Origin of the sequence: Priestia sp. JV24 (genome assembly GCF_025910025.1) — a bacterium.
Taxonomy (GTDB): Bacteria; Bacillota; Bacilli; order Bacillales; family Bacillaceae_H; genus Priestia; species Priestia megaterium.
Map to the genome: position 1 here is coordinate 1 of NZ_JAPCIN010000045.1, position 22,463 is coordinate 22,463.

19 protein-coding genes and 1 riboswitch are annotated in these 22,463 nt (G+C 34.9%); of the genes, 8 read left to right on the forward strand and 11 right to left on the reverse strand.

Going from position 1 to position 22,463, the window contains the following annotated elements; all coding sequences use genetic code 11:
- The 3 genes from OK414_RS28590 to OK414_RS28600 all read left to right on the forward strand — a co-directional run.
- On the forward strand, nucleotides 1–1,060 hold a 1,060-nt coding region (locus OK414_RS28590), incomplete at its 5' end, for a group II intron maturase-specific domain-containing protein (RefSeq protein ID WP_264363564.1).
- Between the two features lie 611 nt (nucleotides 1,061–1,671).
- The gene (locus OK414_RS28595; RefSeq protein WP_263046217.1) at nucleotides 1,672–2,004 is read left to right on the forward strand and encodes a hypothetical protein; all 333 of its coding nucleotides are present in this window, start codon (nucleotides 1,672–1,674) and stop codon (nucleotides 2,002–2,004) included.
- Between the two features lie 80 nt (nucleotides 2,005–2,084).
- Nucleotides 2,085–2,594: a hypothetical protein gene (locus tag OK414_RS28600; RefSeq protein WP_016766100.1), complete on the forward strand. Its 510-nt coding sequence runs from the start codon at nucleotides 2,085–2,087 to the stop codon at nucleotides 2,592–2,594.
- A 441-nt stretch (nucleotides 2,595–3,035) separates the two neighbouring features.
- On the opposite strand, the gene OK414_RS28605 is transcribed toward OK414_RS28600, so the two are convergent.
- Complete coding sequence (locus OK414_RS28605) at nucleotides 3,036–5,120, reverse strand: methyl-accepting chemotaxis protein (RefSeq protein ID WP_263046218.1); 2,085 nt, start codon at nucleotides 5,118–5,120, stop codon at nucleotides 3,036–3,038.
- 451 nt (nucleotides 5,121–5,571) lie between these two features.
- Here OK414_RS28605 and OK414_RS28610 point away from each other — a divergent pair, with 451 nt between their 5' ends.
- Entirely contained in the window at nucleotides 5,572–7,221 is a 1,650-nt protein-coding gene (locus OK414_RS28610) for a catalase (protein ID WP_263046219.1), read from the forward strand.
- A 136-nt stretch (nucleotides 7,222–7,357) separates the two neighbouring features.
- On the opposite strand, the gene OK414_RS28615 is transcribed toward OK414_RS28610, so the two are convergent.
- Nucleotides 7,358–8,485, reverse strand: coding sequence for a 5-methyltetrahydropteroyltriglutamate--homocysteine S-methyltransferase (locus OK414_RS28615; RefSeq protein WP_034655799.1), 1,128 nt, complete (start codon nucleotides 8,483–8,485; stop codon nucleotides 7,358–7,360).
- A gap of 81 nt (nucleotides 8,486–8,566) precedes the next feature.
- A riboswitch (SAM riboswitch) is annotated at nucleotides 8,567–8,667 on the reverse strand.
- 387 nt (nucleotides 8,668–9,054) lie between these two features.
- Here OK414_RS28615 and OK414_RS28620 point away from each other — a divergent pair.
- Genes OK414_RS28620 through OK414_RS28630 form a run of 3 tightly spaced genes read left to right on the forward strand, consistent with a single transcriptional unit; the run spans nucleotide 9,055 to nucleotide 11,192 of the window.
- Nucleotides 9,055–9,354, forward strand: coding sequence for a hypothetical protein (locus tag OK414_RS28620; RefSeq protein ID WP_263046220.1), 300 nt, complete (start codon nucleotides 9,055–9,057; stop codon nucleotides 9,352–9,354).
- Nucleotides 9,355–9,366: 12 nt separating this feature from the next.
- Nucleotides 9,367–10,500 carry an FtsK/SpoIIIE domain-containing protein gene (locus OK414_RS28625; protein ID WP_088568186.1) on the forward strand — a complete coding sequence of 378 codons (1,134 nt, stop codon included), beginning with the start codon at nucleotides 9,367–9,369 and terminating at the stop codon, nucleotides 10,498–10,500.
- Entirely contained in the window at nucleotides 10,497–11,192 is a 696-nt protein-coding gene (locus tag OK414_RS28630) for a hypothetical protein (RefSeq protein ID WP_088568187.1), read from the forward strand. Before OK414_RS28625 ends, OK414_RS28630 begins: the two co-directional genes overlap by 4 nt.
- 1,009 nt (nucleotides 11,193–12,201) lie before the next feature.
- On the opposite strand, the gene OK414_RS28635 is transcribed toward OK414_RS28630, so the two are convergent.
- Nucleotides 12,202–12,417: a hypothetical protein gene (locus OK414_RS28635; protein ID WP_016766070.1), complete on the reverse strand. Its 216-nt coding sequence runs from the start codon at nucleotides 12,415–12,417 to the stop codon at nucleotides 12,202–12,204.
- A 469-nt stretch (nucleotides 12,418–12,886) separates the two neighbouring features.
- Between OK414_RS28635 and OK414_RS28640 the strand changes: the two genes are divergently transcribed.
- Complete coding sequence (locus tag OK414_RS28640; RefSeq protein ID WP_095380626.1) at nucleotides 12,887–14,440, forward strand: DUF4365 domain-containing protein; 1,554 nt, start codon at nucleotides 12,887–12,889, stop codon at nucleotides 14,438–14,440.
- Between the two features lie 97 nt (nucleotides 14,441–14,537).
- On the opposite strand, the gene OK414_RS28645 is transcribed toward OK414_RS28640, so the two are convergent.
- The 8 genes from OK414_RS28645 to OK414_RS28680 all read right to left on the reverse strand — a co-directional run bounded on the left by OK414_RS28645 (nucleotide 14,538) and on the right by OK414_RS28680 (nucleotide 22,280).
- The gene (locus OK414_RS28645; RefSeq protein WP_034656257.1) at nucleotides 14,538–14,759 is read right to left on the reverse strand and encodes a helix-turn-helix domain-containing protein; all 222 of its coding nucleotides are present in this window, start codon (nucleotides 14,757–14,759) and stop codon (nucleotides 14,538–14,540) included.
- 339 nt (nucleotides 14,760–15,098) lie between these two features.
- On the reverse strand, nucleotides 15,099–15,584 hold the full coding sequence (locus tag OK414_RS28650; protein WP_263046221.1) for a hypothetical protein: 486 nt from the start codon (nucleotides 15,582–15,584) through the stop codon (nucleotides 15,099–15,101).
- Between the two features lie 796 nt (nucleotides 15,585–16,380).
- Nucleotides 16,381–17,115: a MerR family transcriptional regulator gene (locus OK414_RS28655; RefSeq protein ID WP_088568402.1), complete on the reverse strand. Its 735-nt coding sequence runs from the start codon at nucleotides 17,113–17,115 to the stop codon at nucleotides 16,381–16,383.
- A gap of 694 nt (nucleotides 17,116–17,809) precedes the next feature.
- Entirely contained in the window at nucleotides 17,810–18,565 is a 756-nt protein-coding gene (locus OK414_RS28660; RefSeq protein WP_263046222.1) for a plasmid stabilization protein, read from the reverse strand.
- Nucleotides 18,566–18,672: 107 nt separating this feature from the next.
- Nucleotides 18,673–19,959 carry a replication protein gene (locus OK414_RS28665; protein WP_263046223.1) on the reverse strand — a complete coding sequence of 429 codons (1,287 nt, stop codon included), beginning with the start codon at nucleotides 19,957–19,959 and terminating at the stop codon, nucleotides 18,673–18,675.
- 962 nt (nucleotides 19,960–20,921) lie between these two features.
- The gene (locus OK414_RS28670) at nucleotides 20,922–21,413 is read right to left on the reverse strand and encodes a hypothetical protein (RefSeq protein WP_263046224.1); all 492 of its coding nucleotides are present in this window, start codon (nucleotides 21,411–21,413) and stop codon (nucleotides 20,922–20,924) included.
- The gene (locus OK414_RS28675) at nucleotides 21,413–21,670 is read right to left on the reverse strand and encodes a hypothetical protein (protein WP_263046225.1); all 258 of its coding nucleotides are present in this window, start codon (nucleotides 21,668–21,670) and stop codon (nucleotides 21,413–21,415) included. The genes OK414_RS28670 and OK414_RS28675 overlap by 1 nt, the downstream gene beginning before the upstream one ends.
- A 259-nt stretch (nucleotides 21,671–21,929) precedes the next feature.
- Nucleotides 21,930–22,280 carry a LuxR family transcriptional regulator gene (locus tag OK414_RS28680; RefSeq protein WP_263046226.1) on the reverse strand — a complete coding sequence of 117 codons (351 nt, stop codon included), beginning with the start codon at nucleotides 22,278–22,280 and terminating at the stop codon, nucleotides 21,930–21,932.
- Nucleotides 22,281–22,463 lie beyond the last annotated feature (183 nt).

Consider the following 22,463-nt stretch of genomic DNA (forward strand, 5'->3'; position numbering starts at 1 on the left):
TAATCATAAGTGGATAATTAAACGAACATCTATGTTTCCAGGAAACGCTCTCATCAAAAGATGGCTTAAAATGGGCTACATAGAGCAGGATATGCTTCGTGCGACAACAGAAGGAACCCCTCAAGGCGGGATTGTGTCTCCCCTCCTAGCTAATATCGCCTTATGCGGTATGGAAGAAGAAATTGGTATTGTCTATAAAAAGACTTATAAACCAAACGGAGGATATAAAATCGACCCAAAATGTAAGGTAGGACGTGTTCTCTACGCTGATGACTTCGTCATCGTAACGGAAACGAAGGAACAAGCTGAAAGTATGTATCAAAATCTAATTCCTTATTTACAAAAACGAGGAATTACACTCAGCGCCGATAAAACTAGGATTACACATATCGATAATGGGTTCGATTTTCTTGGCTTCTCGCTGCGTCAATACGAAACAGGACAAGGAAAGAAGTTATTCATTAAACCTAGCAAAAATAGTATTAAAAAAGCTAAAAACAAGATAAAAGATACGTTCACAAGGATGAGAGGACGACCAGTAAAAGAAATTATACGTGTCTTAAATCCTATTATTAGAGGTTACGGACAGTATTGGAAACATGTCGTTTCCAAAAAGATGTTTAGTTATATGGACCATTATGTTTTCTCTAAGTTAATCAAACATCTTAAACAATTACACCCAAAAAAGTCGTGGAAGTGGATTACTAAGCGTTATTTTAAGAAACCCAACCACGGTGGAAATGATAAATGGACTCTCACCTGTCCACTTACTAATATTCAATTGTTGAAGATGGCCTGGATTAAAATAGAACGACACATGATGGTAGCCTATAAGAACAGTCCAGATGATCCGAACCTAAAAGAGTATTGGGAAAAGCGAGACCGTAAGGTCTTCGATAGCGAAAATACGCTAGACAGAATGAAACTCGCAAGAAAACAAGGTTATCGTTGTACATTATGTAAACACACTCTACAAAATGGCGAAGAAGTTACAGTGCGAAACTTAGAAACTCCTATAGGTAAAGCTACTAAATTAGTACATGTACCATGTATTAAATAAAGAAGTTGTTTGGATAAAAAGAAGGCTTGAGCCGTATGACGGGAAATCTGTCACGTACGGTTCTTAGGGGGGGCGGGCGCTCGTGAGAGTGCCTGCCTACCCGACTAAACTCAAAAAGAAGAAGCCTGTATCTAAAAAGATACAGGCTTCTTCCCATACTGTTTAGGAATTTGTTCATTTGCCCTTGTGAGGCCCTTTCGTTACGTATATCGGTTCATAACCAAAGTGCCTTGTGTAAGGTACGAATATCTACTTTCAATTTGAGGTAATACGTTTGTTGAAGTCGCTGTTAATTCTTTCAAAACTAATCAGTCCCTTCATAAATTAAGTATTTACCTTTTCACAACAATCAATAATAATATTGGTGTTGTACTGTATGTGTACCACATGTTTTAAAGTTAAAACGTTAATCGTACAAATTCTTATAGATTTTTTCTTCTTAATGAAACGCCTCGTTTATATTAAAAGTCGAACAATAAAATAAAAAATCATCTAGAGTATAATTTAAAGAGTACAGATATTTAATGCTATGCCTATCTGTACACCTTTTAATAACCATTATAGTGTGAATAGAAGTTAATTATAGAAAATATATGGAAAGGAAGACAGCAGTGATAGGAATTGATTTCTGTATTGCCAATAATGAAAAAGAAGCAGCTGTTTCTATTAAGACTGTAAAGTTCGAGGAAAATATACAGGGTTACCTGTTAGAAAGGAAGTTGGGGGATTCATTCGAATTATTAACAGGATTAGATCAATATGGTGACAAGTTGTTTTCTGTACAAGAAATAAATCAATTAATAAAGATATGTGAAGTATTGCAGACTACCTGTCGACAACCACAGAAGATAGATCTAAAAGCGAGAACATTTGCTGAATCATTAAAGGGTCTTTGCTTAGAGGCACTGGAGCTAAATAAATTAGTATTTGCAGCTGGCGATTGATGTAGGATTAAAGTTGGAACCAACGTTGTAGTCCCATCGCTTCGATAATATGAATTAATAAATTCAAAGGGGAAAACATCTTGAAAAAAACATTTTTAAATAAAAATAACACACTTATCGGACTAGGATATGAATTTTTAGTGGTTTGTCCTCATTGTGCCTCTTGTGCAAAAGTCATAACTTTAGATGACCCGAGCCCCTATGTTGCTAACGTCAGAAGAAGGTTTGTTTGTACTGCTTGCGGAGCAACAAAAGACAAAGTTATAAAAGCAAATGGTTACGGAGAAGCTAGAGTCTCCTATGAACCTAAAGCTAATTATGAAGTAATTTTAACTGGGGACCCCTGTGACTGGTATTTTAAACTTCCACTCTACTTGCAAATTGAATGTGGTGGAAACGTCTTATGGGCATTAAACTTAGAACATTTAGGTTATATGGAAAGCTATATAGAAGCTGAAATTAGGGAATCACATCCCTATTATTTGAGTGTCGAGAGTCGACTGCCAAAGTGGATGAAGCTTGCTAAAAACAGGAATGAAGTATTAAGAGCTATTCAGAAACTAAAAGGGAGGTTAAATGAAAAGAACTAGTAAGTGCTACTTTTTTTGTCTCTATGATAAAGCAATAGAACCCTATATACGAATTGCCACAGGTGATTATGGAGAATTTGTATCAGGCGATATTTAGACTATAAAAGAATCCAGGACTTGAATGGTAGTTGTTATTATTTGTTGCATGATTTTAGCAGGATTTTTTATTTATGCAGGGAAGCGTTCATATAATGAAATTAGTTCGCCCCCTTACATATAGATGCTTGAAATCTTCTTTATTGCCCTTGAAAAACTATTTAAGGTTTCAACAGAAAAATTTATGCGTATCTCATTTAAGGTTGTAGGGAGTGCTTGGTCCCTCCTTTTCCTTTTAATATTAATTGCACACGCATATTAGAATAAAAAAAGAAGTTACCTAGGGGTGACTTCTTTTTCGTTTATAACTATTCATGCTGGTCTTGCTTCTCATTATGTTCTACTTTAAGAGCGTATTTCAATTTGAAAATTTTCTACTGCAGTATCTAACTCAATAATCAATTTAGATAAGTGGTCCGTATGACGTGTTAGCTCATTTGAAGATGCAGATTGCTCTTCAGCTATTGATGCTATTTCTTGAGCAGATGCCGTAGTTTGTTGAGAAACGGCACTTATTTCTTGAATCATCTGAATAACGACTTCTTTTTGTTGATTTATACTGTTAATGGATTCAGTTTCTCTAACAATAGAATCTACTGCCTTAGTTAAAGATTCAGTAATAAACGTCATAGATTCACTCACTGTTTTTACTGCCTGGCTTTGTTCAAAGTTAGTCTGAGTTGTTTCTGTCATCATATTAACAAGTGTGCTATTTTCTTTAAGTATACTATTTATAACTTCGTTAATGTCTTTAGTAGCTTGTTTAGAATCTTCAGCTAAACGTCTAACCTCTTGAGCTACTACGGCAAATCCTCTGCCATGCTCACCTGCTCTGGCAGCTTCTATGGAAGCATTTAAAGCTAATAAATTAGTTTGTTCGGCTATTTCAGAAATGCGATCAGTCACATTTGCAATAGTCTTTGATTTGTTATTTAAATTTGAAACCATTAGTGTAATATCTTTAAAATTCGAGTCTAATTTTTTATAAGAGGTTTTTAATCCCTCAACTTGTTCCTCACCTACTCGCACTTGATTGGAAGCCTCTTTCATTTCTTTTTCAACCGTATTAGATTGCTCTAATAATAAATCAATTTCAATACTTAACTTTTTAATAGTATGTAAACCATTTTCAATTTGATTTGATTGAGCTGATGCTCCCATTGCGATTTCCTCTATGGATTGGGAAACTTCAGCAATTGCGACGTTATTTTCTGAAGCAATTGTGCTAACGCCATTAGTGGTAGTTTCGACAGAGACAACATTGTTCTTCACTTTAGAAATTAATTGTCTCATGCCAGCAAGCATTTCGTTATAACTCTTCGCTAGATCTCCCAACTCGTCTCTTGATGAAATACTTAGTTCAGTAGTTAGATCTCCACTTGATGTCTTTTTTAAGACTTCTTGAATATTAAGTATAATCCTTTTTAGCATTCCAGAAAGGTAATAGGCACACAACGCCCCAATTATTAAACCGATAACTATTGAAATAATTCCAGTTTGTTTAATATCATTCATCTTAGAAGAAAAGATGTCTTTGGGTGTTAAAGAAATCACTTTCCAATTTAAATGAGGTATTGTTGTCACTTGTCCAGTATAACCCTTCTTATTTAATTCCACATCAAGAGAATGCACAGAATCATTCTTATAAATCTTTGATACCCAATCATATTGTGAATTAAAGTTTTCTCTGTGTGATATTAAATCACTAACGCCCTCTACAGTACCACTTTTTTCAGGGTTCATATTTTTCCCGTCAGAATTTTTTATAAAAGCACTAACCACAAATCCTTGTGAGTCTAAGATGACAAGATTATTTTCAGTATATTTTTCTATTTTGCTTCTAGAAACTCCAATTGTAGTTAAGTCTATGTCATAACCTAAGGCTCCTACCATTTTTCCACTTACGATGACCGGAGAAACGACGGAAGTCATAATTTTCCCAGAAATTTTATCTTTGTATACATCCATCCATGTTACTTTAGGTGCCTTTGTTAAAGTTTTGTATGTTCTAGTTTCATGTACATCCTGCTTAAAATCAGCATAAGGGGAAATATGAAGCTTTCCCGTCTTTCCATCCATATAGTAGGTTGAAATAATGGTAGAATCATTTTCCTTAACAGTTTGTAATAATTTGTCGATGCCAGTAACAGAATCTCTGGTATTTATTTCGTTAGATACTACTCCTGATAACTGTTTTAATGAATTTTCATAGCTTTTTAAATTTAAACTTATTTGTTCAGAAGCACTTTTTGCAGTAACCTTGTTCGAACTCAAATCATCTTTTTTTAAAACGTTACTTATACTTATCTGCATAAATATAACTGTTCCTATAAGTGCTACAAAGGTGGTTGTACAAATAAATAAAATCCATTTGGTTCGAATAGATAGCCTTCTATCATCTTTTTTTCTGAATGAAAATTTTTCTCTCATATAGATACCTTCTCTTTTTGAATTTAAATTTACTTTTTACAAATAAAAATTGAACTAAATTACTATCGGGTTATTTCTTTCTTTCTTAACAACGTTTCAATAAATTTTATTTTTCAGTTTATTTATACAAGCTGTCATTTGTTTCAAAGTAAATCTAACTGTACAGTTGGTAGAAGAGTATGAAAGTCTTTACGAAAAGGTGCAAGATATGAAAGGAAGCACAAGTTATTTTGAAATTTAAAGGGGTAATCACAAATAAATACTTATTTAGTCTTATGTCACCTTATTTTGTAATCAAAGAGTGAAAAAAGATTAAATTTAAACTAATGACGGTTTTTATAGATTTGAATTCATAGTATGAGAGACAAACCATGAAAAATTAAGTATTATTGAATAAATTTTCCAATACAGGGAAAAAGATTAAAGTGATCATTCAAAGGAGGTTTTCATTTTGGCAGAAAATAAAGACGTTAATGCTTCAAACGAGGATGATATAAAACGTGAAACGCTGACTACACGTCAGGGACATCCTGTAAGAGACAACCAAAATATTCGTACAATTGGTAATCGTGGGCCAGCTACACTTGAAAATTATCACTTTATCGAAAAGATTTCTCATTTTGACCGCGAAGAAGTTCCAGAACGAGTCGTCCACGCACGAGGATCTGGAGCCTTTGGCTACTTTGAAACATATGGAAAAGTGGGGGACGAACCAGTAGAGAAATATACTCGGGCAAAGGTATTTTCAGGTGCGGGCAAGAAAACACCATTGATGGTTCGTTTCTCCACAGTTGCCGGAGCAAAAGATTCTCCAGAAACAGCTCGAGATCCACGCGGATTTGCTGTGAAAATGTACACGGAAGAGGGGAATTGGGATTTAGTTGGGAATAACCTAAAGATTTTCTTTATCCGTGATGCAATGAAGTTTCCTGATATGATTCATGCGTTTAAAGCAGACCCAGCTTCGAACGTACCAAACCCTCAGAGAATGTTTGACTTTGTTTCCCGTACACCTGAGGCTACCCACATGATTACATTTTTATTCTCTCCATGGGGGATTCCAGCGACGTATCGTCACATGCAGGGGTCTGGTGTAAATACCTACAAATGGGTGAATGATAAGGGAGAGGCTGTACTAGTAAAGTATCATTGGGAACCTAAGCAGGGAATTCGGAACTTAACACAAGAAGAGGCAAATACGATACAAGCCAAAAACGTGGGACATGCAACGCAGGATTTATACGAAGCAATTGAGGGTGGAGATTATCCAGAATGGGAGCTCTTCGTACAAATTATGGAGGATGGTTATCATCCAGAGCTTGATTTTGATCCCTTAGATGATACGAAACTTTGGCCGGAAGATAAGTTTCCATGGTTGGCAGTGGGCCGTATGGTGCTAGATCGTAATCCAAAGGATTTCCATGCAGAAATCGAGCAAGCCGCCTTCGGTACAGGAGTTCTTGTGGATGGAATGGACTTCTCAGACGATAAAATGCTACAAGGACGTACCTTTTCTTATTCAGATACACAGCGCTACCGTGTAGGTGCCAACTATCTAAAATTACCTGTGAATGCACCGAAAGTGCCTATTCATACGAATCAGCAGCGCGGTCAAATGGATATTCGTGACCCAAAGGAATCTGGGGATAATCCACATATTAATTATGAGCCTTCAATGCTTGGTGGCTTTCAGGAAGAAAATAAGAAAGACCGTGTTCCACATCAACCAACGTATAATGCAGCCGCAATGAGTGCACCAATTGACCGTCCTAACGATTATGGGCAGGCAGGTCACACATACCGTAGTTTTGAAGATTGGGAGCGCGATGAATTGATTAAAAATCTATCGGATGCACTTGCTATTTGTGATAAACGGATCCAAGAAACGATGATTTCTCATTTTACACAAGCTGATGAAGAATATGGCCGACGTGTGAAGGAAGGTATTGAAAAGAAACTACACGAAATGCAGGATATGAAAAATACAAGTGAGGTACCTGGTCGTGAAATAGGTAAATCAAAGTATGGACAAGGTACATTAGCTGCAAATGAAGCAACAGAAGATGCTGTAAAGAAAAGTCACGAAGTCGATCCTTATTAAGTGAATTGCTCCATTTTAAAAATAGGGAACCGACGTATGGGTATAGTATAATCTTAAGGGAATACCTTGCCTAAAACCTCATGATTTAAAAGATACCTCTCCTAATTGACAGGAGAGATATCTTTTAAATCATTCTTTAGTTATTTGTCCAGACATCTTGAGCAATTTGAATTACGTGATTAATTTTATTCCATTGCTCTTCTTCTGTTAATTCGTTTCCTTCTTCTGTACTCGCAAAGCCACATTGAGGACTCAATGACAAGTTTTCTAGAGGAATATATTCACTTGCTTCTTGGATTCTTCGCTTAATGACCTTAGCATCTTCTAATGTAGGGAATTTAGATGTTACCAATCCTAATACAACGGTTTGATTGTTACGTGTAAAACTTTTTAATGGTTCAAAATCTCCTGAACGGTTATCATCATATTCAAGGAAAAGTCCATCTACATGTAAGTTAGCAAAGATAGCATCAGATATAGTATCGTAGCCACCACTTGTGATATACGTAGATCTAAAGTTTCCACGACAAATATGCATCGTAATGAGCATATCTTCAGGCTTTTTAGAAATAGCATCATTTAAGCAACTTACTCGAGTATCGATAATGTCTTTTACATCCATACCAAGCTTCTCAACAACCGCATTGATGCGTTCTTCAGAAACGAAATCAATCCAGGAAGTATCATCTAATTGCAGATAACGGCAGCCTGCGTCGTAAAAGGCCTGAATAGCTTTTTGATAAGCAGCCACAGTATCATGATAAAATTGATCTCTGCTTCCCTTGTAATATGTATCTTCTTGAATTCGAGTAAATAACATGTTGGGGCTTGGAATAGAGAATTTAGCAACTTGGCTTCCATCACCATACTGTTCGACAGCTTCTTTTAAGAACGTAAAGTGTTCCAGCATATAATGATGATTGAAGTCTACTTTACCTACTACCCTAATCGCCTTATTTTTTGTTTTTGCACCTTTGAATTGGCTGATATATTCTGTTTCAAACTCCTCTACGCCTTCTAAGCCTGATAAGAAGTCCAAATGCCACCATGAGCGTCTAAATTCACCATCAGTGATGGATTTAAGCCCTACCTCAATTTGTTTCTGGACAAGTTTTTCAATTTCTTTGTCCTCTACCGATTTTAAATCGGCCTTATTAATTTTCCCATTCGCATACGCTTCTCTTGCTTCTTTAAGGGGAGTCGTTCGTAAAAAGCTGCCTACGTGATCAGCTTTAAATGGAGCCTTCACTAATGTCTTCGTCATGGTTTTGTTTCCTTCTTTCTTTTCAAAATAAAAAACCTCTTCTTACAAATAAGAAGAGGTTAATAATCGTTATGGATTCTCTTCTTATCTTCAAGCAAATTGCTACTGGAATTGGCACAGTACTTTAACAGTCTGTTGCCGAGGCTTCCTAGGGCCAGTCCCTCCACCTCTCGAGATAAGAATATTCAATTTATTCAACTAGAACAAAGGTTACACTTGTTTTCTTAGATTGTCAACAAAAATTCGAAAAATCAGAAATAATACACCTCTTACCTCATTACTTCCTCATTACCTACTGCAGTAAGGGTTCTTTGTTATTTTTCGATTGGACAGGCAAGCTTACCGCAGTAGCTACATAGTATCTAAAGTATTGTAACTCCGTTATCTAATCAGTAGCTAGTTCAGTATCGATACCCCGTTAATACAAGCTTTATAACCCTGTTGAAGCCATTTGTGGAACCTGTAAGGGAGCTGAGCCGAAGAGGCGAAGGGGGCGACCGAATGCGTCGAGCTGAAAAAACAGGTACGTAAAAAGCAAAAAAATAAAAAGAGTGAAAGAAGGTATCAACATGAGAAAAACAAAAGGATTTACCTTTCCAAAAACCTTTCTCCCATCTCACAAAGCACCTCTTACGAGACCTCGTCCCTTCAGGGCTTATTCCTTTGTTCCTTTTAGTCCACTAGCCATGCTTGATTCCACTATTTTGACCATAGGAGGCATTGTCTTAGGGGTTGCTATCATCGAACGAATATTAGAGCGATGGGGTGTCATTGATCTCGTTGATCAGTTCTCAAAAGTAATGCGCTTTATCTTGCCTGTCACTTTCTATAGCGCCTTGATTTACTTTTTTGCGAGCTTTATGTTTTGAGGAGGAATGTTCATGTTTGAAAAACTCAAACTGCGTGGCCAATTGATAAAAGCGTTTCGTACGGCAGAGATTTACCGGATGGTGAAGCGAGGGGACCGCACCTCTTATCTGTTTCCAAAAATTCATCAAATCGATAACCATCATACGTACACTCGGTACACTTTTTCCTTACTAAATGGGATTGATCCTGAACTTTTAAATAAAAAAAGATGGGCATTACGACAAGTATTAGGCAGCAATATTGAAGTGAATGGCAGCTTAAAGAACTTTAGTATTACCGTTCATCACAAAAGCCTACCTAAGATGCTCAATTATAAGTATGAAGTCATTCATCCTCATATTGAGAAAATGGAGCTTCCGGTATGCATTGGCCAAGATATCTATGGAAACCCCGTTTCATGGGATTTTGCCGACTTAGAAACCTTATTAATATCTGGCGAAATTGGAGCTGGAAAGAGCAGCCTCATGCGGGTTATCCTCACAACATGGGTGAAGTATACCTCACCTGCTTATTTACGCTTAGTCTTAGTTGATCTCAAACGAGCCGATTTAGGGTTATTTCACGGAATTGAGCATGTGGATGCGCTTTGTTTCGAAGCAAAAGACATGCGAAAACCTTTTGCCTTGTTACGAGCTGAAATGTATCGACGAGGTGATTTACTTTTAGAGCATGGCGTCACACATATCAGCAGGCTTCCTTTTAAGCTCCCTCGTATCGTTGTGGTAATTGATGAAATGTCCATCGTGAAGAGAGAAACGGATCTTGTAGAGATGATTCAACAGTTTGCCAGCCAAGGTCGTGCACTAGGTGTCCACACGATTATTGCCATGCAGCGTCCGGATGCTGATTTATTAAACTCTGCGTTAAAAGCCAATTTAAGGGTGCGGATTTCTGGAAGGCAAGCCGATGCGACGAATGCGAAAGTAGCTGGAGTACTCGGAGCAGAAGAAATTGATGCAGCTGCCAGGGGTCGTATGAAAATTAAGATTGATGACGTGAAAGAGTTTCAAGCCTATTTTTTAGATGAAGAAGCTTGTAAGGAAATGCTTTCCCCTTATAAAACACGTGTGAAAGATCCTGAACCGCAACTAGAGGTTGTGTCACAGTCTATCTTTGGATTATTAGAGAAGGAGGAACAGCGATGAGTTTTCGACTATCTCAGCGTGATAAAGACATCATTGGGTTTATCGATCGGTTTCGGGCTGTGGATCGCGACTCATTAGTAGAACTCTTCTTTAAACAGCTGAAATCGCCTGTAAATGCGTGTAATAGTGTCATGGTGCGTTTGTATCGATTAGGACTCATTGAACGCACACAGCAGTATTCTCCCACGGTTTACTTGCCCGTAGACGCGAAGATTAAAAAGAACTCTCAAAAAATACTACATTTCCTTTCTATCTTGGAAATCTATAAACAAATGTGTACGTATGGTATGCCTAAACAGGTTATTATTGAAGATAAGCCCACTGGACGAAAGGGAGGCATTGAACCCGACCTCTTTTGTATTTTTAAAGGCTCTCCGTTTTGGTTTGAAATTCAACGGAATCAGTACTCAGAACAGAAAATGCAAGCGAAGATCAATCTATACGAGGAGTTTTTCTTTTCAGATGAGTGGAAAACGTTGCAGTGGCAGCCTGAAGATCGAGCAGCTATATTCCCCTCCGTCATCTTAATTACACCTGTTCGTTATGCTGTTAATTCCGACCACATCCGCATTATACAGGTAGCAAGTATTCATGAATTGATGGAGAAATACAAAGGTTCAGCTAAACAGCAAAGAGATGGAAGACCAAAACCATCGGTTTCTTCGGGTGGAATTAAAATTAACTTAACATAGGATACTAAGAAAATATGTCTTTTGATAAAAAAGAAAGCTACCCCATCGTTGCAGGACAGGTAGCTTTTGAGGGAATTCATAAACTAATTTATAAAAAGTCTGAATAATTTTACAATAATTTTATAAATAAATCAATATAAGATGATCTTGAAGACATATATATAACGTGCACTTTTTATACATCCTCCTCCCACTTGGGTATCGAGTAAACGCAGTCATATCAGGGATGTATAAAAAGCTGCATATATGTAAACTAGCTACTTGGTGTCTTGAAATAAAAAAGTCCCATTGATATTACTCAAATTATAGAAGGAGCTCCGTATATCATATACAGCCTGAAAGCAGAAAAAACAACTGGGTCCGTTCAGTTGTTTTTTCTGCTACATTTATTTGATTAAAGGATGGAAACTTTACAGCTTCTTGAGTAGTTTGTTCATAACATGTGAAATTATTCAATCTACTAGACACAACAAAAAATAGACAGAATATTTTAATTAATGAGTTTACTTTGTAACCGCTTTCATTTATAATAAGGGTAGGTTGGATGGCATGAGTGGCTGTCATAGTATTTAGCGTAGGCGGGGCTGATACGAGAGAACAGGGCATAAAAGAAATGTCCTTTTTTATTTTCATGAAAAAGGTAAAAATAACATTTGATAATTTAAGTCAGGAAATATAACAGAATGATGGTTTTTTTATTCTAATTATGTAAAATGAAGTTGTGTAGAATCTACATAAAAAAGAAAGGATTACCTTTGGGGATAAGGTAGTCCTTTTTTTATTGGTTCGAAAATTACACAAATATTTATATTTTCAAAATATTAAGTGATGACATTGATCATCATAGATAGTAAGATATAAGTGGTCAGCCTAACGGTGGGTTCACGTTTGATAACCCAAATCATGCTTATAGGAAAGAGCATTTCTCATTTGAGAGGAATGCTCTTTTCTCTGTATAAGAAAAAGCAGGCTTAAGCCTGCTTTTGTAGCCTTAGAGGCTATTTTATAGTTAAGAAGTACGTATTAGTTCTTGTGAGGATTCTTGATACAAATTCAGAAACTGTTGAACAGCTTCTGTCATACATGATGTATTCCACTTCTTTAAGATACTTCTTTTTTGATTCTTAATCGTGCACTCTTCTTTATGGAAAATGTCTTGTGTTGCTGAAATAGAATGACCATCAAGAGCAAAGACTTCTTGTTCTGCTTGAGTTATTTGATTCATAAATACTTTCTATTCCAGGGTTTTACATTCTTTTTCTGCACTCTTTAGCCCACCAATTAAATCAGACGCTACACTCAAGATATTTTTAATACCCATTAATAGTTTCTCAATAGTTTTTCGCTTTTATCCATAATAAGGCCATTCTACTTTTTGAGGGCAACCTATGTTATAATAAAAGTCCGTTACGTACTAAGTTTTGACATGGGGGTGCTTTCCTAGCCGGGAAAGTGCCCTTTTTCATTTTATTTTGTTTGGACTTGGATTGTTTATAATAATGTTTGATCAAGAATCTTGTATATAACAGGATTTTTTTGTTTGATAGTAAACCCATTTCATTGACTAAGAAATAGCTGAGAAATACACTCGTTGGATTTAATTTATCTAACGAATGCTTTTTCGTTGCAGCTATACTAGGATTCGATGAGTTTTTAACGACTTAAATGTTTATCATGAAGAAGGAGAGAATTGAATGGTTACAACAAAAACCCAAAAAAAGGTTGCAGTAAAAGATCTAGAAACTGATACAACAACTGTTGAACAGCTAGCGTATTATCGAATATTAGCCCCACTAAAAGTTAGATCATTCTTATCTCATCTTAGTTCAAGTGAAAAGAAATCTATTTCCTTTGATTTTAAAAAAATGAAAAATTGGGATTTAGATCCTTTACGTTACACATTTATAGAAGAGGTAGACAAACAGCAAACAGGCTCTACTGAAACATCTGAAAACAAAGAATCTACGCCTTACAAAGTAGATTTTGTTAACATGCAAAAGAAAGTTTTTAATTTATATGAAGGGATAATTCACATATATGGTATCCCAGACGACGGTATTAAGTTACCAGTGGAGGAAGTTAAAATAGATGAGTTGAAAATTGGAAAAAACGAAGTCGTTTATATGAACAATGAATCCACCCTTGTTACTTACCAAATCATTGAAACAGAGAAGGGATTCAAGGTCGTTATAGAAGATACTTTAACGTTGGATTTTGACAGGAGAAAGAAATCTGGTCTATTCCATCTAGAAAGAGTAAAAAGCCTTAGTTCCTATATGAAATGTTTACGATTAATAAACTATTACATACAGCGCAATAAGTTTCCTTTTCAATCTCTACAGTTATCTGGTGGGACATTAAATTTAAAGGGACATCTCCAACAAATTGAGGAAGAGATTGAATCCTACAAAGAACTGATAGATATTTGTACTCAAATTGGAATAAGTGAAAATTATATATTTGATGATAAGGAAGATTTCCCTTCCCTATTCAATGCTATAATCAATATCTTTAAAAATAAACAATATAGCTTACTAAATATTCATCAAGAAAAACTAGAAAAAACGGAGATAATCAATATTGAACTTTCCAAATATGTGAAACTAGCATTAGTATATGCAGATGGATGTTTCCTTAACCTTTATAGTGAAGAAGCGTTAAAAATAACGGGTAGATATTCGTCTATAACAGATGTAGCTAGTAATCACGGGCAGGATACTGTTGAACCTGTTATGTTATCTGATAATCGGGAAAATTATGACCAAAAAGTAAGCATTTTCGCTTCTCGAAAAATTGAAGAAATGGTGAAAGATACAAACTTTGATTTTGACATAGTAAAATTATCTTTTGCCGATGAACATCATGATATACAAGCTGACTTAACAATTACTAGTTCTTTAGAGTATATAGACTTTTATGATAAAACCCTCGATGGAAATTATTTAGAGCTTGCTCTTGATCTAAATCAACGATACTTAGCTAAGTATCCAAAAGATGAAATTGCAAAAGTTAATGTTTATCTTATTAAACTCAAGCAAGGCCATAAATTATCAGAAGATGAACAAAATGATCTTTATAACATACAAGTAAGAGCAGAAATGAATAACGAGCAAACAATATGTTTTGCATGTGAGGTTTTGTTGAAAAATAAGACAAAAGCGAAGAGAATATTTGCTACTCTTCCTGGTGAGGAAAAAGAAGAAATCATGGGATTTCCGATCTACCGTTTTTATCAAAATTTGGAGTAGTATGCTCATTTTCTTCTGTATATAGATTGCTAGTAAACTTTTATAAAGTTTTTTATCCTTAATGCAATAAATAAGCCCTATTTACCTATGATAGGGCTTATAAGTTAAAAAAGTCCTCTACTTTCGCCTTCGAGTCAAGTTTTTTTAAGATATTCATTACTTTTTTTATGGTTGAGCCAGATGGAATATAATCTGAGTCATTATAAATTTTACTAACTGTATGTCTATTTAAATTAGTTGCTTTAACTAATTTGGTTTGAGTATAGCCCTTGCCCATTAGGTATTTTCCTAACTTACTTTTTTTAGTGATTTTAGGCATACTAACACACTCCTTTTTATAAAGGATGGACGCATTCTAAAAAAACTATACATTTTTGTATAAAAAAACAGGCAAAAATCTTAATTTACAACATATAATAAACTATAAAATAAACAGTATATAAATATTGCTTATGCAGAGTTGGAATAATGTCGATATTTTGGTCATAATCATATAGCATGAATACAGTTAAGACCGCCTTATACACTGATACATATTGGGCGGTCTTTGTTATCAATATTCTTTGAAATTTGAATTCACGCCAAAAACCTTTTCTCTCTAAGAAAAGGTTTTTGGCGTGAATATTAGATAACGAGATACCACCACTATTCTAGCAAATTATTTTTCAAAAAAGGTTTTTAACCACTTATAAAAACTCCTCTTTTGTTGTTGTGCTTTTTTTAACGCTCGGATTTCACGAGCCATTGAGATTAATTGACGTTCGCGTTCCTCAAATTTTGTATCGATATAGCTTTGTATCTCTGTCATTTGCATCTCACGTGGTTCTAGGCTAAGAGTTTGCTTTTCAGTTGAAATGTTAGGTGGAGTGGCCGGTATTTGTAATAGGTTAAATTTTTTTGCAACGGTTATAACGGCTTTTTCTAAGGTCATTTCGGGATGAGCATAAATTCTTTTTAGTTCATGAAAGATGGTAACGTCGTCATTTGTATAAGCTAATGCTAATCTACCTTGTTTTTTAGTAAATTGCACACCAATTTTGGCAAAATGGAAGTTGTATTTTCGTATAGTTGATATGGGCAAACCAAGTATATCGGCTAATTCTTCGGTGGTATATGCTGCCTCTGCGGTTATAACTCTCAACATATGATCACCTCCTCTTATCAAGAGAACTATTCTAGGTATATACGTGAAAACCTTCAATTCATAAGAGGACGAGATATTATACGTGTAATGCTATGGTTACTATAGTAATCGGTATTTCCAATTGAGGGGATATTAGCATGTTTAGCTATTTAATAACGTCATAGATTAAATAATTACCCTTTTCCCTCATCGTGATGGTTTTTTCTTCTTTAGCGATGCATTTAGCCATATAAACATAAACTATTTAAAGAGATTAATCTAATAAATTATTAACTAGTGTTATCTTAATTTTAAAGTGTAATATCTACTGGATTTGCGTCAGTAATTTAGATATAACAAAGTTGTCACGATACTAGATGAGCTAATTGTGGTATTGATAAATGTTAGAATTTTATTTTTAGAGGATTAAATCTTTTGTTATATAAAATCTATTTTTTAATTCGTGTTTTATTTAGGGAATTGTCAATCTATAAACTCGTAAATAAAACAATAATGATTCATTTCCGGTTTTATTAAATTTAAAACATTTTAGAGGTATATTTGTAAAATAAATAAATTATCTTTTAAATTATTGGTTTTTATACGATGAAATTTTCAACAATTCTTCAACATATTCATTATAATTAAGCAATAAAATTCAGTTAATCATGAAAATAATCCTTAAATGATAATTAAAGCAATCATAAGTAAATTCCGATTTAGATATTTTTATGAAATTGATAAATAATTAAATAAAGATATTATTGTTTTTCTATTATCTATTAGTTGACAAAATAAAAAACCAGGAATGATTTTCCTAGTTTGAGAATAGCTTTTGCCATAATGTCTTCTTTTGATTTTGTTCTTTAATCAACTCTTTTTGAGTATGAGTAAATGCATTTAAAAGGTCTTCATCTCTTTGTTTTAATAACTCTTTTAGATTAGTATTTATTAGTTCTTCAAGATTCTGTTTGCTCTGATTTGAATCTTGTTCAGCTGAATTATCTTTTAGCGTTTCTTGAGTTTTTCTAATGCTTTCAAGAAGAACTTTATCGCGTCTTTTTAGGCTGTTTTCTATGTATGCTTCTAAGTCTTTATTTTCTGTTTTCACTTCAATCATTTGCTGCTTTGTTGCTGCAATTTCTTTATTTGCATTAGCTAACTCTTTTTGAGTAGAAATAAGTTCTTTTGTTAGAAGCTCCAATTTTTCTGAAAGAATCCTGTTAAATTCTATTTGTTGTTTCTGGCCTTCAACTAGGTGATCTATCTTCTTTTCTAAAATAGATCGTTCTTCGTGGTCATTAATAGTCATTTCTTCGCCATTACGCCATTGTTTCACTTGATCCCAGGACCAACCTTGCTCCTGAATTTTCTTCTTTATACTGTTAAGTGTCTCTAGGTTCTCTTTTGTAAACCTTCTATGACCTTTTCCATAATCAGTGCCTGTCCACTCTGTAATAATATTGAATTCTTCGCACCATTTACGAAGCAAATCTCCAGAGATACCCAGTATATTTACTACTTCTTTTGGTAAGTACAATTTTTCAGACATAACTACACCTCCATATGTCAGTTAATAATTAATATAATACAAGAATCATGCATTTGATTTCGAAGTGAAACGTACCATGGGATGATTAACGTAGATTCTAATAACATTATTCTTGTCTCATTATTGATTCTATATTAACTGCTAATTTCTCCTATGTAAATCTTAAAACAATAATAATATAATAACTAATCCCTGAATAAAATTATCGTTTTATCTTTTAATCAATGACTATTATTATTGATTAAAATGAAACGGAAACAACTTATTATTGATTTAATTATCGTTTTAGTTTACCTTGGGTTCAACTAAATTTGTATTTTAACTAAAAAAAGAAAGTTATTTTTTATTCAGAAACATGAATTTTCTCTTTAGTTAACCTCAAGTTTAACTAAAATCCGGTTGTCTGGACACATAAATGAAATAATAGGTCTAAAATAGTATTATTCAACTAATGATGTATCAAAAATAAAATGATTAAATTTAGCTGAGCTAAAAGGAAAGTTAAAGCGTTCTTTTAAATTTAATGACTTATAATAATATCATCAACAACTGAAGGTGAAATCATACAGTAGATGAGCTATATGTAGAAAATGGCTTTCAAGATAAATAGACAGCAAACAACTATGAAAGGGGGACACTTTATAGTTGTTTGCTGTCTATTAGAAATAACAAGCGATAATTAGATTAAAAAGCTTTATTCTTTAGATTCATAGACTACTGGAACTTTATTCATTTTAACTATTTTGGCCACAATATAACGACGATAGCCATCCTTTAAAACCTTCGATCCTTTCTCAATCGTTAACGGCTTGTCAAGGTGTCCTGTACGTTTCACAAATTCAATGACTTCTTCTGTTTTCACAGGGTTGGGACGTGTCTTTAAGAAGGCTTCAGGAACGATAATGTCCTCAAAGCTCACGACATCCTTTGTCCCTTTTGGCTGAATAGGTTGCTGCTTCTTTGGTTGTGCAGCCTTTTTCTCTTGAACAGGTGTTTCGTTCACTTCTGGCTGTACCGTTTTTGCTTCTTTTGCTACAGGCTCTTGTTTTTCTTCCTGCTTAGTAGCTGCAACCTCTTGCTGCGCCTTAGAAGCCTCTTGTTTCACTTCTTTTTTATCATTTGACTCATTGGCTTCTTTATCGTTTTTATTCGGGAGAACGGTAATCTGGAAGCAGATGATACCAATTTCCCCAGGGCACTCGTCAATGGGAATATCTAACGTTGGTTCCCCTTGAACTAAGATCTTTTCATGCATAATACTCTTTTTTGTTAGTCCGGTTTTATTAAAGGCTTTCTTCGCAACAAACACGGTATACGAAATAAACGTACTCTTCTTGAGTCCTTTAGGAGCAGCAGGTGAACCTTTTTCACGCATATCAAAGGCAACGTAGCGATCGTATTCTCGTAATGGTCCTGTCGCAGATCCTGTTATTGTCATTTTATGTGGCATCGTGATCTCCTCCTACATAGATTTATACATTGATTACTTAGAAGTATGTTCTAAATAACAATACTCTTATTAAACATTAGCTTCCAAGGGATTTCTTCACTGTTTGTTTACGAAACGATGTCCTGTAATTGGGCATGTTGTTGTAATAACGCTTGTTCCTGTGGTGTTAAGACTTGTCCTAGATCCTGCTTCAGTTGCGCTACTTCGAATGAACTGTATGTAGAACTGTGTTCCTGCAGCAAGGTTTCTTCTTCTGGTGTTAGTTTTTGCCCTAGATCTTGCTTTAATTGGATCTTTTCAAGCTGCTCATCTAGAGAAAGAGCTTTATCTTGTGTACGCTTTTTTTGCTCCTGTTCAGCTTTTAACCAATCAGGAACGATTTCCTTACGGATGATATGTTTAGGCTTAGGTAATGCTTTTGTTTGAGCTTCTGTATGTAGGTTTGACTCAGATGTTTGAGCTTCTGTATTTCCTTTTAGTAGATTGGTAAATTGATTGTAAGCAATTTGATAAACAAGACGGCACATTTCGTCCAGTGATAGGGGAGTACCCTTATGATTCGCCTCATGGACATATTTATCTAAGCCTACAATGGCTGTATAAGCGACTTCATGTATTTGTTCTTTCACAATCTTAATCTCTGTATCTCGTTTTACTGCTTTTGCCGCATTTCGAATACGCGCATAAAAATCTTTTAGTTGATGACCATATTTACTTGCATACACATTATTTACTTTCTTAGGCACACCTTTGATATAAGCAAATGACTGTGAAGCAGATATTAAATGATTATTTAAATGCTTTTTAGGTAAATCAAGGTTAATAAAGGGGGACGAGGTTTTTTCGTCCTCAAAGCTTGGTGTATCAACGTTTTCGGCACTTTCTGGACTTGTCACAGGAGTTGTCACAGGAGTTGTCATTTCTTCTTGTTGAAGCGTTTGAATACCTGTTGTATCGTGTGCAAAAAAGATTTCCTCACAAATTTGATCAAAATTGGTATGGCTTTTAAGGATAAACACATAGCTATCGGGATGAGCACCTGTCGTATCTTCTTTGATATAACGGGCCACAATCATAAACGGTGTTTCCTTTAACGATTTCACAAAGCGAGAAACGGTACTTTGGGATACATCAAACTTTTCCATAAGTGTTTTGGAGTGAATCGCTTGAATGCCTGTCGCAACAAGGTTATAAATCACGTAATCTAACAGTTCCATACGTTTTTTAGGGAATACTTTATGTAGGGCTTCTTGCTGTTGTTTAAAGTATGTACGAAGGGTTTCTAAAAACGCCTCTTTCTTTTTACGAAGGGTAGGCTTTTCTTTCCATAACCATTTGAATCGTCCGTTGAAGGTATTTACATCGGGTAAATAGCAAGTCAATATCTTTGTCATTTGTTCATCTTCTCCTTTTTGGAACACAAAAAAGACACTGTTTCCCTAAAGAAAGGAAAACAATGCCGTGATTTTGATGAACTAAGCCCTTGAAATAGATGTCAATTTCGTATAGAATAAAACCATAAGTTTTATTCTATACGAAACTAACTCTATTAACAAGAGACTTCGACAAGTGTTTTCCCTACCGTAACTAGGGGGAACGGTTTAAGAGTGTTGTCCGCACTTCTTAAACAGTTGAAGTCTTTTTTCTATCCGCACGTTTTTGTTAATCTAATTATAGCGTTAAGTAGTCTCATAATTCAATAAAAAATTAGCAAAATATATCAAAACAAGTATTTTTAGCTACGATCCGTTTGTTATTTCTTTAGGAGTCGACTTCATCATAGCTGAATTTGTGGAATCTGGGGAGGGGTATTTTTTTACCCCTCCCTAAATAGTTAAAAGTATGTTATAATGCTGCATTTTTAATAACTTTGAAGATTTATTGGTTTTTCCACTTTCAATGATAATCGCAAATGGTTCTTCTGGGTAGGGTGATTTTTTGTAGTCCTTTTTTGTAAAGAGGGTGAGAAAAAATCACCCTATTCAATATGCTCATAATATGGTATAGGTAACTTCTAACTATGAAGGCAGGGGAATGATTTTAGCCTTAAAGCTAGTATGGAAGATTATATAGAAGTTATAAGTTGGTCCTAAGTTAAACTCTTGTGTTGAGATTTAAAAATAGAGGGGTAAACGACTTGGAGTTAGTAAAAAGCAATGCGCTACTATATAGTTCATTTAATTTTACTATATCGTTTGTGATAGGGAAGCGTATATTCAGCTGTTTTCTCAAGATAGCTCTAGGAGGCTTATACGCTTCGTATAAGCCTCTTTAATGTCTTCTGAATAGTTTACCGATTTTTGTGTTTTTAGAAGCTCACAATGACTATTGAAAGTCTCAGCAATAAACTCTACGATTAATCTTCAAATAAATGGTCCATTTCTTCTGCTGCTTCCCGTTTTCTTTTTTCCCTGAACTGCATTTTTTCTTCTTGAATTTTGTGTAGCGCAACTCTTTTGGCCTTCTTGGTAGCTTCTGTTTCACCGAACTCTGTGGACTTAAACTTTTGAATATTTAATTGGTCGTATAAATTATTAACGAGTTCCATTAATACTCGAGTGTCTATTTGTGTGTTCTTTGTCGTTTCTTTTATCTCACTTAACTCATCGTCTAAGTACTGGTAAAATCCACTCGCTCTTTTCAGATAAGCATGACCTATTGCGTCAATTGTAGCAGCATCTAAAAATGTTTCATCAGGTTCATTATTTTTTAATCGTTCATATTTTCGAATGATATCTACAATGGCATCTCCTGGAAAACGATAGCCTCTTTCTTTCATATGTTTATGAAGATATTCATCAGCCTCTTCACTTAAAGAAATCATTCTTCTGTGTTTGCTTGCTGTCATTATTCTTCATCCTCCCCAAAGAGTTTATTGAATGTATGATCCATATTTGTCATCGCATCTGAGCATCTTTGCATGGTATCTATCGTTCGATCATACAAATCATTGATGGCTTGTTCTCTCTTTTCTACTTCTTCCATGATTGATAATGTTTCAATTTGTTCTTTCAAAAAAGCTTGTCGAGAAAGACCTTTTTCTTTGGCTAAACGATCTACTTTACCCACAGCAACCGGACATACATTTCTCACTTTAATCTCCATGTTTGTTCTCCTTTTCTGTGTTTTTATTACACCAACATAAAAAACGTAAAAAACATCTTGAAGAGCATAAGGGGTTTTTGCCCCCACAGGGTGTGTGGGGCTAGGCAGAGCCTAGCTTCACCGTGATACCACGAAAGTTGCTTAGGTGCACACCTTAAGGTTCCTTTCTGAGTATATAGTGTGGATATAAAGTCTCCTTTACAGGTGACTCATTGTGTATATTCTGATGATGTGAAGTCCCTCTGCAGGTCACGTCAGTTTATTGGGATTGAAGAAGTTTTCTTGATGATTCGTGATCTAAATGTTGAAATTTTTTAACAGCTTCTTTCATGGAGGATACACCTAATTTGCGTATAATCGTTTGTCTTTGTGATTTGATTGTGGCTTCTTCTTTAGACAGAATTAACTGCATTTCCCTTCCAGAATACCCATCTAAAGCGAGCTCAAAAACTTGTTGTTCAGCAAAGGTAAATTGATTGAGAAATACTTTTTCTTTCAGGATTTTGCATTCTTCTTCTACACGTTTTAGTCGAGCAACTTCATCAACTAAATCAGATGCCACACTCAAAACATGTTCAATGCCCATTAAAAGTTTTTCACTTTGATCCATGATAAGACCCTCCTGTTTTTTGAGGGCAACCCATGTTATAATAGAAGTCCTTACGAGTTCTACATGGGGTGCTTTCCTGGCAGGGAAAGTGCCCTTTTATTTTGTTTTTTTTCTTACTTCTTTGAATCTTTAAAGAGTTCTTTCTCCAAAAGTTGAACAAGAAATTCTTTTTTGCTCACACCT

Excerpts from the sequence above, each read along its gene's own strand:
- OK414_RS28670 (WP_263046224.1), bottom strand. The coding sequence starts at position 21,413 with ATGACAGCAAGCAAACACAGAAGAATGATTTCTTTAAGTGAAGAGGCT.
- OK414_RS28645 (WP_034656257.1), bottom strand. The coding sequence starts at position 14,759 with ATGCCTAAAATCACTAAAAAAAGTAAGTTAGGAAAATACCTAATGGGC.
- OK414_RS28680 (WP_263046226.1), bottom strand. The coding sequence starts at position 22,280 with ATGGATCAAAGTGAAAAACTTTTAATGGGCATTGAACATGTTTTGAGT.
- OK414_RS28660 (WP_263046222.1), bottom strand. The coding sequence starts at position 18,565 with ATGCCACATAAAATGACAATAACAGGATCTGCGACAGGACCATTACGA.
- OK414_RS28650 (WP_263046221.1), bottom strand. The coding sequence starts at position 15,584 with ATGTTGAGAGTTATAACCGCAGAGGCAGCATATACCACCGAAGAATTA.
- OK414_RS28640 (WP_095380626.1), top strand. The coding sequence starts at position 12,887 with ATGGTTACAACAAAAACCCAAAAAAAGGTTGCAGTAAAAGATCTAGAA.
- OK414_RS28615 (WP_034655799.1), bottom strand. The coding sequence starts at position 8,485 with ATGACGAAGACATTAGTGAAGGCTCCATTTAAAGCTGATCACGTAGGC.
- OK414_RS28665 (WP_263046223.1), bottom strand. The coding sequence starts at position 19,959 with ATGACAAAGATATTGACTTGCTATTTACCCGATGTAAATACCTTCAAC.
- OK414_RS28635 (WP_016766070.1), bottom strand. The coding sequence starts at position 12,417 with ATGAATCAAATAACTCAAGCAGAACAAGAAGTCTTTGCTCTTGATGGT.
- OK414_RS28655 (WP_088568402.1), bottom strand. The coding sequence starts at position 17,115 with ATGTCTGAAAAATTGTACTTACCAAAAGAAGTAGTAAATATACTGGGT.
- OK414_RS28620 (WP_263046220.1), top strand. The coding sequence starts at position 9,055 with ATGAGAAAAACAAAAGGATTTACCTTTCCAAAAACCTTTCTCCCATCT.
- OK414_RS28605 (WP_263046218.1), bottom strand. The coding sequence starts at position 5,120 with ATGAGAGAAAAATTTTCATTCAGAAAAAAAGATGATAGAAGGCTATCT.
- OK414_RS28675 (WP_263046225.1), bottom strand. The coding sequence starts at position 21,670 with ATGGAGATTAAAGTGAGAAATGTATGTCCGGTTGCTGTGGGTAAAGTA.
- OK414_RS28625 (WP_088568186.1), top strand. The coding sequence starts at position 9,367 with ATGTTTGAAAAACTCAAACTGCGTGGCCAATTGATAAAAGCGTTTCGT.
- OK414_RS28630 (WP_088568187.1), top strand. The coding sequence starts at position 10,497 with ATGAGTTTTCGACTATCTCAGCGTGATAAAGACATCATTGGGTTTATC.